General features: G+C 73.4%; 7 protein-coding genes and 1 pseudogene. 2 read left to right on the top strand and 6 right to left on the bottom strand.

What is annotated here, in order from left to right; all coding sequences use genetic code 11:
- From ACIBBA_RS16285 to ACIBBA_RS16270, 4 genes and pseudogenes are all read right to left on the bottom strand, one after another.
- A pseudogene (locus tag ACIBBA_RS16285) lies at positions 1–221 on the bottom strand (LytR family transcriptional regulator); the annotation flags it as partial.
- A gap of 288 nt (positions 222–509) precedes the next feature.
- The gene (locus ACIBBA_RS16280; RefSeq protein ID WP_396697908.1) at positions 510–3,341 is read right to left on the bottom strand and encodes a M36 family metallopeptidase; all 2,832 of its coding nucleotides are present in this window, start codon (positions 3,339–3,341) and stop codon (positions 510–512) included.
- Positions 3,342–3,734: 393 nt separating this feature from the next.
- The gene (locus ACIBBA_RS16275) at positions 3,735–4,373 is read right to left on the bottom strand and encodes a response regulator (protein WP_396697906.1); all 639 of its coding nucleotides are present in this window, start codon (positions 4,371–4,373) and stop codon (positions 3,735–3,737) included.
- The gene (locus ACIBBA_RS16270; protein WP_396697904.1) at positions 4,370–5,569 is read right to left on the bottom strand and encodes a sensor histidine kinase; all 1,200 of its coding nucleotides are present in this window, start codon (positions 5,567–5,569) and stop codon (positions 4,370–4,372) included. The genes ACIBBA_RS16275 and ACIBBA_RS16270 overlap by 4 nt, the downstream gene beginning before the upstream one ends.
- Before the next feature lie 147 nt (positions 5,570–5,716).
- Here ACIBBA_RS16270 and ACIBBA_RS16265 point away from each other — a divergent pair, with 147 nt between their 5' ends.
- Together ACIBBA_RS16265 and ACIBBA_RS16260 are read left to right on the top strand one after the other, a co-directional pair.
- Complete coding sequence (locus ACIBBA_RS16265; protein ID WP_396697902.1) at positions 5,717–6,478, top strand: ABC transporter ATP-binding protein; 762 nt, start codon at positions 5,717–5,719, stop codon at positions 6,476–6,478.
- Positions 6,475–9,012 (top strand): FtsX-like permease family protein, encoded by a 2,538-nt coding sequence (locus ACIBBA_RS16260; protein WP_396697900.1) that lies wholly within the window; start codon positions 6,475–6,477, stop codon positions 9,010–9,012. The genes ACIBBA_RS16265 and ACIBBA_RS16260 overlap by 4 nt, the downstream gene beginning before the upstream one ends.
- 30 nt (positions 9,013–9,042) lie before the next feature.
- Here ACIBBA_RS16260 and ACIBBA_RS16255 read toward each other — a convergent pair whose 3' ends face one another.
- Entirely contained in the window at positions 9,043–9,789 is a 747-nt protein-coding gene (locus ACIBBA_RS16255; RefSeq protein WP_396697898.1) for a hypothetical protein, read from the bottom strand.
- 154 nt (positions 9,790–9,943) lie between these two features.
- Positions 9,944–12,385 (bottom strand): hypothetical protein, encoded by a 2,442-nt coding sequence (locus ACIBBA_RS16250; protein WP_396697896.1) that lies wholly within the window; start codon positions 12,383–12,385, stop codon positions 9,944–9,946.
- Positions 12,386–12,542: the final 157 nt, after the last annotated feature.

Genomic DNA, 12,542 nt, shown 5'->3' with positions numbered 1-12,542 from the left:
ATGATGGTGTCGGTACGGGAATCGGCCGTCTTGTCCGGGTCGCGGGAGTCACTGCCGAGCAGCAGCACGTTCATCGCGCCGGTGACCGCCTGCGTGGGGCGGGCGCTCTCCGGAAGTCCGGCGAAGGCATCGGTGCGCGCCAGGTTGCCGTCGAGCGAACGCCCGTAGGCCCCGATGGCGATCGTCGCCCCGCCGCCCAGCACCAGCAGTGCCGCCAGCACAGTGATCAGAATGCGCCGTGATCGTCGTTGCACCCGCTCCAGCCTCTCCCCACCTCAGCCGCGCCCCTGTCTGGTCACCGAGCGTGACCAAAGGTAGCCGACAAAGCTGAGAGCTGGCTTGGAGCGATCATCGGTCCGGATCCTGGCTGGCTGAACGGCGCTGGCGAAGGACCCCCGGCCGTGGTCATATTCGGTCAACCAGGCCGAGACCTCGCAGCAGAGCGGCCGGCGGGAGCGTCCCGTGTCCCGGAACGCTCCCGCCGGCTCACCTGGTACCGCTGCCGCGGCTCAGTCGGTGAACCTGAAGTAGGCGCGGTGCTGGAATCCGTCGTCGAGGGTGAGCACGAACTCGCGGCAGGTGCCGGCCCAGGCGGGGTCGGTCTTCCACGGGTAGTTGTAGCGGCCGTTGGCGTTGACCGACAGCCCTGACCCACCGGGGTTGACGGCGGCGACCGGGGTCGGCCGGGGGGTGACGGCGCCGTCCGGGCCGACCGTCTCGAGCGTCTCGCAGTCCACGAGTCGGGAGTACGGCGAGCCGCTGGCGAGGATGTCCAGGCCCCGGTTGGTGGCGAGCGTGAACTTCATCGGTACGGCGTCACCGGCGACGACGGTGTTGAGGGCGGGCTGTGCGGCCCGTCCCTGGAAGTCGCCCCGGCAGGACGGGTGGGTGTCGAACGCCTCGGCGTTGTCGTTGCGGCCGGTGGTGCCCTGGACGGCGCTGTAGCCGAGACCCCGGCGGGCGAAGGAGGCCCACAGGGTGCAGGCGTTGTCGCCGCCGGTGAGGGCCGCGTCGGCGGCGATGATCGCGTTGCGGCCGGTGACGAAGCCCGGGCCGCAGCCCTGCATCTTCAGGCCGTCGATGACGAGTTGCAGGGCGAGGTTGTTGCCGCCGGTGTGCCACGCCTCGTAGACGTTGGGATTGAAGCCGTGCCGGTCGACCAGGTCCCAGGTCATGTCCCACAGCACGGCCGCCCAGCCGTGTCCGATGCCGTGCGGGGCGGCCAGGGACGTGCCGTCGAGCCAACCGCCGGTCTTGATGCTGTCGTACGTGAACGGCTGGATCTCCATGTTGCGCGAGTAGGGCCGCGGGCGGATCCCGCCACCCACCCGGCTGTCCTGGAACAGCGCGTACTGGCCGTAGCCGCGGGCGTTCTCCGGATCGTCGATCGCGGGGTTCAGCAGCGAGGTGATCGCCAGGAAGTCGCTCCAGCCCTCACCCATCTGCTCCTCACCGGTGAGGCAGTTGACTGTCGGGCCCCCGGTCAGCCGGTTGGACACCCCGTGGCCGTACTCGTGGAAGATCGTCTCGGAACGGAACGAGGCGTCCCGCATCGCCGGCCGGTTCAGGTTTCGGTGCACCCGGCCGGAGGCCGGCTGTCCGGCCTTGATCGTGTTCCCGTCGGCCTGGCTCACCATGACCGCGGGGATGCCGACCGCCGGGTTCATGGACCCGCTCATCACCGCCGGGGCGCCCGCGACGTTGTTGACGACCACCACCGCGACGGCGCCGGCCGCCTCGGCATTGACCACCTGCGTGTGGGCGTTGCACGTGTTGGTCCGGTCGACCACCGCGATCGCGCCGGCGGGCAGGCTGTAGGCGCTGCAACCGTCGCCGGTCGCCCCGGTGCCGTCGTCGACCGCCACCACCGCACCGGCGAAGCCGGCGCTGGTCGGCGCGGGGGTGAACCGGGCGTACTCCGCCTCGTACGTGCCGGCGGCGGAGCCCCCGTCGATGGTCACGGCGTTCGGCAGGCCGAACTGGTTGCCCGGCCAGAGGAACATCTGCATCCGGGGTCGCCCGCCGTCCAGCGCCGGGGTGGAGAAGTTGGCGTTGTTCTGTCCGGAGCCGTCGTGCGCCTCGCACTGCACGTCGTCGCCGCCGGTGCCGCCCCGCCCGTAGTTGTTGACCTGGAAGTTGCCGGACGCCTCGTCGAAGCCGTACCGGTAGGTCAGGTCGTGGACCATGTTGCACCAGTAGAACTGGTTCACCACCGCGGCCTGGGTGTACGTCTGCGGATGCTCGTTCAGGTCGGCCGGGAAGTTGAAGCTCAGGCCGGCCCCGCCATCAGCTCCGCTGGCGGGGTCGATCTGGTTGTTGGCGTCCCGGTCGGTGTAGGCGTGCGCGTTGTTGCCCCGGGTGATCGTGTACTCGGCGCCCGGCGCGCCGTCGGTGTCGTGCCAGCCGTACGGCGAGGCGGTCCCGTCCGCCGGGTTGGTCACCAGGCTCTGCGGGCCGTCGTTCGGGTCTCCCTTCGGGAACTCGAAGACGCGGTAGCTCGATCCGTCGTCGACCGGGTTCGGCGGCGTGACCTTCGCGGCGGGGACGCTCGCGGTGGCGACGGCCGGCGTCCGGTTCTCCCGGCGGCCCAGCGTGCTGGCGAGATCGGTCGGGCTGTCCTGGTGGGTCCAGTCCTCGGTGTTGAGCAGCTCGCTGGTCTCGGCGTCCACGGTGACGTTCCAGAGGTGGACGTCGGAAGAGTCGTCGATCACCAGCTGCCAGGCCGGGCGCAGTCCGTCGTCGGTCGGCTGCCAGCCCAGCTTCGCCGGGATGGGCTGGTCGGAGATGCCGCTGCCGGAGACGACGGTGCGCTGAGCGGGGCCGCCGCTGCGGCTCATCACCCGCGCGCCGGCCGGGTCGGCCAGGTCGAGGGCGTCGGCGGCCGCCTCCACCGCCTCCACCGCGTCGAGGGAGACAGCTCCGGTGACCCTGTCGGACAGGCCGGAGACCAGGGTGTCGCCGACGAAGATGACGCTTCCGTCCCGGGCGATGTTGACGGTGGCCGTCGCCCCGAAGACCTCCAGTTCCTTGTGGCGCTGGGCCAGGTTGACGTGCGTCACGCCGTTGTGGCGGCTGGTGTAGCTGGAGGCGACCGCGAGGTCGGTGAGATCCGCGCTGCGGACCCCGTGCTCGGCGGGGTGTGCCCGCAGGTAGCTGACGGCGATGTCGTTCGGCGCGCCGCTGTTGGCGCCGGTGAGGAAGATCGGGTTCGCCGGGCGGGCCTGCGCGGGGTCGGCCCAGGCGGGTTTTGCGGCCAGCGGTGTGAGGGTCGCGACGAGGGTCGTGGACAGCAGTAAGGCGGTGTTGCGTCGAGCACGGGATGGACCAGGAGGTAGGGGCACCGCTGCTCCCTTCAGGAGAGGCGAAAGACGGCGTGGAGCTTCGGCTCACGACCGCCGCGGCGGCCCGCCGCGCTGATCCGCGGCGCCCGCCCGGCTGTCACGTCCAGTGATCGGGCCCATGCGGGGTGAATTGCCTCGACGCTACGGTGGGGCCGGCGACGGCTCATCCGACGAGTGGCGAAAGATTTCGATGTCTGGTCCTACGCCTGTCGTGGCCAGCCGGCCAGCCGGCCAGCCAGCCAGCCGGCCAGCCAGCCGGCCAGCCAGCCAGCCGGCCAGCCGGCCAGCCGGCCAGCCAGCCAGCCAGCCCGCCAGCCCGCCGGCCGGGCGCAGCGGACGGTCCCTTGCGGACACCGGCCTGGCGCTGCCCCACAACTACTTCGGGACGCGGGCTCAGCCGAGCAGGCGGCGTTCCCAGGCCCAGGCGGCGATCTCGACCCGGTTCCGGGCCGGCAGCTTCATCTGCACGCTGGCCAGGTGGGTCTTGACCGTGCCGACGGCGATGAAGAGCCGGGTGGCGATCTCGGCGTTGGTCAGACCCCGGGCGACGAGCTTCACGACGTCGAGTTCCCGCGGGGACAACCCGGCGTCGTCGCGGGTCGGGGCGGGTGGGCTGAGGTGCTCCAGCAGCCGTACGGTGATGGACGGGCTGATCAGCGCGTCGCCGGAGACGGCAGCCCGGACGGCTTCCACCAGCAGCGCCGGGCCCGAGTCCTTGAGCAGGAAGCCACAGGCGCCGTTGCGCAGCGCGGTGTGTACGTACTCGTCGAGGTCGAAGGTGGTCACCACGACCACCCTGATCGGGTCGGCGACGCCCGGCCCGGCGAGCAGCCGGAGCGCCGCCAGGCCGTCGAGGCGGGGCATCCGGATGTCCAGCAGCACCACGTCCGGGCGCAGCCGTCGGGCCAGCTCGACCGCCGCCACGCCGTCGGCGGCCTCACCGATCACCGCCATGTCGGGCTGTGCCCCGACGATCATGCCGAAGCCGGTCCGGACCATGGCCTGGTCGTCGGCGATCAGCACGCGGATCATCGGAGCGCGGTCCGGTGCAGCGGCAGCGCCGCGTCCAGCACCCAGCCGCCGGCGACGCCGGGGCCGGCGGTGATCGTGCCGCCGAGGGCGCGTACCCGCTCGGTGAGACCGATCAGGCCGAAGCCGTGCCCGCGGGCCGGCGGGGTGCGCGGGGTCGCGCCGTCGTCGGCCACCCGGACCAGCAGCCAGTCGGGGGTACGGCGCACGAAGACATCCACCGACCGGGCGTCGGGGGCGTGCTGGCGGCTGTTGGTCAGCCCCTCCATCACCACCCGGTAGCCCGACGTGGAGACCTCCACCGGCAGCCCGTCCAGCGGGCCGTCGACGTGCAGCCGGGCCGGCGCGCTCGCGCTGCCGTTGAACCCCGCCAGCAGGGGCGCCAGGTCGGCCACGCCGGCCAGCGGGGCCAGCGGGGCGTCCTGCGCGGCGTCCGGGCTGCGCAGGATCCCGACCATCCGCCGCATCGACGCCATCGTCTCCGCGCCGGCGCGCTCGATCTGCTCCAGGGCGGCGATGACCCGCTGCGGGTCCTGCTCGGCCACGAACCGCGCCCCCTGCGCCTGCACCACGATCCCGGTCACGTGGTGGGCGATGAAGTCGTGCAGGTCACGGGCGAACTCGGCGCGCTGCTCGGCCCGCACCAGCGAGATCGCCTGCTCCCGCCCGGCCGCGACGACGCGCAGGTAGAGCCCGCCCGCGGCGGCGCCGGCCGCGGCGAGCGCCTGGATCAGCCCGAAGATCACATATGCGTTCTCGACGCCGGCGCGCAGCGGCAGCGCGGCGGCGGCGAGCCCGGCGAGCACCGCGGCCCAGGGCGCGAGCCGGGGCGCGCCCCAGCGGGTCACCACGAAGACCACCGCCAGCAGCCCGGCCGACTCGGCCAACCCCCAACTGCCGCTGAGCAGGTAGCCGTCGCCGGCGACGATCCGGATCCCGGCGGTGACGGCGAGTGAGGCGAGTGCGAGCGTGAGCGCCGCCAGCGGCAGTCGGCGGGAGCCCTGCCGGTGCACCGGGAGCCAGAGCGGCACCGTCGCCACCGCCAGCCCCATCCGCACCAGCAGGAGCAGGGCGGCGGCGGTGCTCATCCCGCCGATCGTGCTGTAGCGCAGGTCGAAGAGGACGAGCAGGCCCAGCACCATCAGGGCGCCGGCCTGGGCCAGGCGCACCCACCAACGTCGAAGTCCCGGCGCGTTCATCGTGACCCAGCGTAGCCAGCCGGGTGGTGGTCGCGGATCGGCCGAAAGGCAGACCCGGCGGCGGCGCCTACCCGGCTCCGGACCGATGTGCCCGCCCGCCGCCGGCGGCCAGGCTTCCGGGGTCGGAGAACCAGCACTGGAGGATCCATGAGAACGCAGAGCCCCGCCCCACCGGAGACGAGCCTGGCGGTCGCCGCGGTCGACCTGGTCAAGGTGTACGGCAGCGGCGACACGGCGGTACGCGCCCTGGACGGGGTGTCGGTCGGCTTCGGTCGCGCCCAGTTCACCGCGATCATGGGGCCGTCGGGGTCCGGCAAGTCGACGCTGATGCACTGCCTCGCCGGCCTGGACACCGCCACCGCCGGCCGGGTCCTGCTCGGCGGCACCGAGCTCACCGGGCAGTCCGACCGGACGCTGACCCGGGTGCGCCGGGAGCGGATCGGGTTCGTCTTCCAGTCGTTCAACCTGCTGCCGCAGCTCACCGCGGCGCAGAACATCACCCTGCCGCTGGATCTGGCCGGTCGCCAGCCGGACCCGGATCTCCTCGCACACCTGGTCGGGGTGCTGGGGCTCGCCGACCGGCTCAACCACCGACCCAGCGAGCTCTCCGGCGGCCAGCAGCAGCGGGTGGCACTGGCCCGGGCCCTGGTCTCGCGCCCGGAGGTGGTGTTCGCCGACGAGCCGACCGGCAACCTCGACTCCCGCTCCGGCGCGGAGGTGCTCTCCTTCCTGCGGGACTCGGTACGTGACCTCGGTCAGACGATCGTCATGGTCACCCACGACCCGATCGCCGCCGGGTACGCCGACCGGGCGGTGCTGCTCGCCGACGGCCGGGTCGCCGGCGAGATCGACAAGCCGGACCAGGGCTCGGTCACCGACGCGCTGCGCGATCTGGCGGCCGGCGCATGAGGGCGGCTGTGCTGCGTACCCAGGTCAACGCGGCGGCCCGCCGCCCCGGTCGGCTGATCCTGACCGGTCTGGCCATCCTGGTCGCGTCGTTCGTCGTCTTCGGTACCGTGCTCGCGCAGCAGATCACAGAACAGACCGCGCGGGACAACCTCAGCGGCACCCCGGCCGCGACCGACCTGGTGATCGGCGGCCCGGAGCAGCCGCCGCCCACCCTGGAGGCGTTGCGGCGGATCCGCGCCGTGCCCGGCGTCGCCGAGGCGGTGGGCCGGCTGGACACCGGCGTGAGCTTCGGTGAGTCGTACCTCAACCTGCGGTCCGACCCCGGCGCCGGCCCGCTTTCCACGGTCCGGCTGGTCGAGGGCAGCTACCCGGACGGCCCGGGGGAGTTGGCGGTCACCCGGCGCACCGCCGAGCGGTTGGGGCTCTCGGTCGGCACGGTGACCAGCGGGACCGGCGGGGAACTGACGACGCCCGCCCGGCTCACCGTCACCGGCCTGGTCGAGACCGCCGACGACGCCGGCTACGACGGGTACGCCCCGGCCACCGCCGTGGCCGAGTGGGCCCATCTGACCGAGCTGAGCCGGGTCGACCTGCGGGTGGCCCCGGGCGAGTCGGCGGAGACGGTCCGCCAGCGGCTGGCCGCGGCGCTCCCGGCCGACCTGCCGATCCGCGCCGGCGACGAGGTCCGCCAGGAGGAGGCCGACGCGGCGGCCGAGCAGGTCGGGAAGCTCTTCGCGCTGGTCGCCATGTTCGTCGCGGTCGCGGTCGCCGCCGCGGCGCTCGTGGTCACCTCGACGTTCCGGATCGTCTTCGCCCAGCGGATGCGGCAGCTCGCGCTGCTGCGCGCGGTCGGCGCGGACCGGGGCTCACTGGTGCTGGCGCTGACCGTGGAGGGAGCCTTCACCGGCCTGGTCGCCGGCGCCGTCGGGGTGCTCGCCGCGCTCGGCCTCGGGCACGCCCTGCCGGCGATCCTGCGCGCCTTCGGTCTGGCCGTCTCGTCCCCGGGGGTGCCACTGGCGGCGGCGGTCGCCGTGGTGATCGGCGCGGTCGTCCTCACCGTGCTGGCGGTGCTGGCGCCGGCGTTCTCCGCCGCCCGGGTCGCTCCGCTGGAGGCGTTGCGCGCGGCGAGCACCACCGCCGGCCGACGCGGCATCGGCGCGCCACGGCTGGTCACCGGGCTGCTGCTGGCCGCGGGTGCGGCGTTGGCGGGCGGCACGGCGGCAAGCCGGTTGCCCACACCGGAACAGGAGTCCTACGACCCGAGTCCGGTGCTGCTCCTGCTCGTCGCGTCCGGTGCGCTGGCGTTCTTCGCGCTGGTGTCCCTCGGGCCGGTGCTGGTGCGACCGGTCCTGGCCACGGTGGGTTGGCCGATGCGCCAGTTCGGGCCGATCGGACGGCTGGCCGTCGGCGGCATCGGCGGGGCGCCACGCCGGGCCGCCGCGGTCTCCGTGGTCGTCGCTCTCGGCGTGACGCTCATCTCCGGGGTGGCCATCGGCAGCGCGTCGCTGCGGGTGCTCACCGATCGGGAGTTGGCGCTCTCCGCGCCGGCCGACTTCGAGGTCACCAGCAGCGACGGCGGGGCCCTGCCGAGCGCGGTGGTGACGCGGGCCGAGGCGGCCGGCGGCGCGCTGGCCCGGGTGGTGCCGTACCGGCGGGTCGCCGACGTCACGCTGGTGCGCGGCGGCGACCGGCTCGGCGGCGCCGAGTCCGGGTATCCGACGACCGACCTCGACCTGGCGGCCCTGTCGAGCACCGACCGGCTGGACGTGGCGCAGGGCACGCTGGCCGACCGGGGACCCGGCCGGATCGTGCTCGGCAGCTGGGTCGCCCGGAGCACCGGGCTGCGGGCCGGCGAGACCGCCGCGCTCGCCCTCGCCGGACGCACCGTCGAGGTGCGGGTGGCCGCGATCCTGCCCGACCACGGCCCACTGCACGCCGGCATCCTGGCCGCACCCGGCGACCTCGACCGGCTCGGCGTGCCGGCGGCGTACACCGGGCTGCTGGCCGACCCGGCCCGCTCCGGCGAGGAGGGTCGTACCGCCGGGGTGCAGGCGCTGCGGCAGGCGATCGCCGGTAGCGACGGGGTGGGCCTCGCGGTGCTCGCCGACGAGCGCGACCGCAACGACGCGGTGCTGGGCACCCTGCTCTGGATCGCCGCCGGGCTGGTCAGCCTCACCGTGCTGATCGCGGTGGTCGGCGTGGGGTCCACGACCGCGCTGTCGGTGGTGGAGCGGGTACGCGAGTCCGGCCTGCTCCGCGCGGTCGGCCTGTCCCGGGCCGGCCTTCGCGGCATGCTGACCGCCGAGGCCGGCCTCTACGGGTCGATCGGTGCGAGCATCGGCCTGCTGCTCGGCATCCCGTACGCCTGGCTGACGGTCAAGGCACTCGGGGTGAACGCGCCGCTGGTGCTGCCGGTGCTGCCGGTCATCGGGCTCTTCGCGGCGCTGGTCGTGCTGACCGCGCTGGCCGGGGTGCTGCCGGCGCGGCGGGCGTCCCGGGTCAGCCCGGTGGCGGCGTTGGGCACCGAGGGCTGAGCACCCACGCCCGTCCGGAGCCCTCGACGGCTAAAGGTCCGTGCAGTCGGCCTCGTCCGGCAGGAGCGGTCGTGGGGCCACCTGCCACAACCGTCCACCGGCACTGAAGTGGGTGCCGGTGTCGGCGGTGGCGACCGTCCGGCGGACGGTGTCGAGGTCGGCGCCGCGCAGCACGAGGCAGGTGGCGCCGGCCGACGTGCCGCCGAGGGCCTCGCCGGCCAGCGCCGGCAACGGCCAGGGGCGCGCTGGATCGGGGGAGTCGCTCGGCGTGGCGACGATCGCGACGGCCGTCGGCTGGTACGGCGCCGAGTGGCCGTCGGCGTACCTGGCGAGCGCCGCCCGCAGCCGCGCGGCGGCCGGGTCGGCCCGGGGAAGGGTGACGGTGCGCTGCCCGTCGGTCGATCCGACGACGACCCGGACGACGGGCTCGTCGGGGCCGCCGGCCGCGGCCTGCTTCGGCAACCTGACGGCGTGCCGGAACAGATCGCGTACGCCGTCCGGCGGGACGCGGTCCTCGCGCAGTTGTGGCCAACCGCCGGGCGATCCGGTCGGGACGCTGATCAGCCGGCCGTCGCCGAAGAGGGAGAAGCGCGGCGGAATGGCTGCCACACCGCCGAGGGGCAGCATGCCGGGCAGCTCGCTCAGCCGCAGCACCAGCGCCTGGGCGTCGGTCGGCGGCTCCGATCCGCTGCCGTCGCCGCCGGCGCAGCCCGCGGTCGTCGCCGCGGCCAGCAGAGCCGGCACAGCGAGCAGGGCCAGGACTGCACGTCGGTGCATCGGTCGCCTCCCACGTCACGTTCACCCTGGTCGGACGCCATCTCGGCGTCGCCGGTTCCGTCCCGGCCGGTACGCGGGACAGCGGGCCGCGGCGCGGCGCGGTCCGGGAGCGCCGAGTGGGCGCTCCCGGACCGGTCCCACGGACCTCCGATACTCAGGACCGGGTGAGGGTGTAGTTCCCGGAGCCTGCCTTGTTGGTCACCACGACGCCGTACCAGGCGGTGCGGGTCGGGGTGAGGGTGACCGTCTCGGTCGCGCCGGCGCCGCCGCCGCTGGCCGCGGCCACGGCGCTGGACCGGGAGCGGATCCAGGTCGCCGAGTTGGCCGGGTCGCTGTCGAAGACAAACAGCTCGGCGTCCTGGCCGACGTTGGTGGCCGCCACCGAGATGGTGACCGGCACCCCGGCGGTCAGGTACGCGTCCCGCACCGTGACCACGTTGTTGCTGCCCATCGTGATCGTGCTGCTGCCGGCGTTCAGCACCGACGAGCCCTGGGCGAGTTCGACGCGGTAGCCACCGCCGCCCGAGTAGTTCGTCACCCGCGGGTAGTAGTCGCCCACCGCCCGGCGGTTGGAGTCCACCGTGACGAAGTCGATGGCGGTGCCACCCCAGGCGCTGCCGCTCAGGTAGGCGCCCTGCCCCCGGTCGTCGTAGAGCTGCAGGTCCAGGTCACCCGAGTTGGGCTTCAGCGCGACCACGGACCAGTAGGGCGACGACGTCGAGTAGCTGAAGTTGTGCGGCGGTGTCGGCACCGGGCGGGTCAGCGGGGCGTAGCTGCCCAGCGGGTCCCGGAACTGGTAGTCGATCGTGTTCTGGTAGACCGAGGCGCGAGCGCCGGAGTCTGCCACGTTGAAACCGTCGGCGGTGCGGTTGGCCCAGAAGGCCGCGAAGGTCGCGGAGTTGTGTCGGCGGGAGGTGGTCCAGATGTTGAACGGGCCCTCGCCGTACCGGTCCCAGGTCCCCTCGTTCGCGGAGTCGGTGATGTCGATCAGCGCTGCGGCGACCCGGCCCTCGGTGGTGTCGCCCTCGCCCCAGCCATTGCCCCAACTGGCGTTCTCCAGGTTGAGCGAGGCGCCGCTCGGCCAGCGGAAGAACGGGTCGTTGTAGACCGTCGCCGGGAACCACTCCGCCCAACCCTCGGTCCAGGCGCAGCCGGCGGAACTGGCGCCGGTGACGCTGTGCGGGCTGCAGTTCGGCGCGGCGGGGAAGCTGTCGTTGTACAGGTCGTCCATCACCGCGTGGCCGATCTCGTGCACCACGGTGGTCGGCGCGTTCGGGTCGTCGGCGGCCAGGTGGACCTGGTTGCCGCCCAGGTCGTAGTAGGTCCCGTCGGTCGAGTCCGGCGCCCAGTTGACGACCACCTGCCGGCAGCTGGCGTCGTCCTGGTCCCAGCACAGGTTGTTGGGCTTCGGCACCCACAGCCAGGCGTCGTTGCCGGAGTCGAACGCGTGCAGGCCGCGCTGCAGCGCCCCGTCCGCGGCGCTGAGCGAGCCGAGGTTCAGGGTGCTGCCGGTGGCCACGTCGTTGGTCGTACCGGTCTGGAACGTCAACGGGTTGCCGCCGCGCTGCACCCGCCACAGCGAGTTGGAGGTGATGAAGCGGACGTAGATGTCCGCCGTGCCGCTGTCCGGCCACCCCTCGACCTGGGAGTCGAAGCAGATGTTGTAGTTGCCTGCCCCGTCGGTCACCCCACTGGCGAGCAGCGAGTCGCCGAAGGTGTCGTCGTCCCAGACCTGCACCTGCATGTTCATCTGGTTGTGCCAGGCGCCGTTCTGGTCCTGGAAGCTCCAGTTGCCGGCCACCCGGGTGTCGCACGGCGCCTGCGGGCTGATCACGGTCAGCCCCTTCGCGGTGGCCTCGGCCCGGGCCTCGCCGGCCACACTCGACACACCGACGCTCTTCAACTTCTGCCCGGCGGGCCGGGGCGTCCGCGCCGAGGTGGGCACGAGCCGGGTGGCGTTGTCGCTCGTCGGGGTCGCGTGCCCGAGCCGGGAGAGCCCGGGCTTCGCCCCGATGGTCAGGAAGACGTCGTCCTGACCGGCCTGGACGTCCTTGCCGTAGGGAGCGGTCGCCCGCGCCTGGATCTGCACCTGGCCGGCCTTGACGGCCCGGACCACGCCGCTGAACGCGACGCTGTCGCCGCTGCGCAGGGCGCGAGTGGTACGCGCGACCGAGACCGATCCGGCCCGCTCGGGCTGGGCACTGGCGCGCTTCTGGACGCCCAGCTCGGCCGGCGCGGTGACCCACTCCAGCTCGGCCGGAAGGGTGACGCTGATGTCGCTCGGCCCGATCTTGCCCTGGGCGCGTACGGTCACCCGCAGGGTCGCTGTCTCACCCACCGCGGGCGTCCGGTCCAGCTTCGTCTCGACACCCAGGCAGCTGAGCGTCTCGTCCTTCGCGCTCTTCCCGGCGGACGGGCGAAGCCCGCACGTCTCGCCCCTCGCCAGTTGATAGGCCGGCGTGGCCCGGGCCTTCGCGGCCTCCTCCGGGTCCGCGGCGTACGCCGGAGCGGCTACCCCCGCGACCGCCACCATGACGCCCGACGCGAGCACGGCGAGCGCCGTTCTCGTGGGCCTGGTGGCCTGCTTACCGAACATTGATGTTCCTCCCCCCAACGTGGGCCCATTCTCCGGCCCTGCGTCGATCGGGCCGCTGTTTGGGCCCCGGGGAAGCATGCGTATTCAAAGCCGTTCCGGAAAAGCCTTTGACCGGTTGGCGACAAGGCGACGCGAGGAACTGGACCAACCGCACGCC

This window comes from Micromonospora sp. NPDC051006 (genome assembly GCF_044456245.1).
Taxonomy (GTDB): Bacteria; Actinomycetota; Actinomycetes; order Mycobacteriales; family Micromonosporaceae; genus Micromonospora.
Note: the sequence above shows the minus strand (reverse complement) of the source record. Positions and strands in the feature narration are given on the sequence as shown.

Excerpts from the sequence above, each read along its gene's own strand:
- ACIBBA_RS16275 (WP_396697906.1), bottom strand. The coding sequence starts at position 4,373 with ATGATCCGCGTGCTGATCGCCGACGACCAGGCCATGGTCCGGACCGGC.
- ACIBBA_RS16270 (WP_396697904.1), bottom strand. The coding sequence starts at position 5,569 with ATGAACGCGCCGGGACTTCGACGTTGGTGGGTGCGCCTGGCCCAGGCC.
- ACIBBA_RS16265 (WP_396697902.1), top strand. The coding sequence starts at position 5,717 with ATGAGAACGCAGAGCCCCGCCCCACCGGAGACGAGCCTGGCGGTCGCC.
- ACIBBA_RS16260 (WP_396697900.1), top strand. The coding sequence starts at position 6,475 with ATGAGGGCGGCTGTGCTGCGTACCCAGGTCAACGCGGCGGCCCGCCGC.
- ACIBBA_RS16255 (WP_396697898.1), bottom strand. The coding sequence starts at position 9,789 with ATGCACCGACGTGCAGTCCTGGCCCTGCTCGCTGTGCCGGCTCTGCTG.
- ACIBBA_RS16250 (WP_396697896.1), bottom strand. The coding sequence starts at position 12,385 with ATGTTCGGTAAGCAGGCCACCAGGCCCACGAGAACGGCGCTCGCCGTG.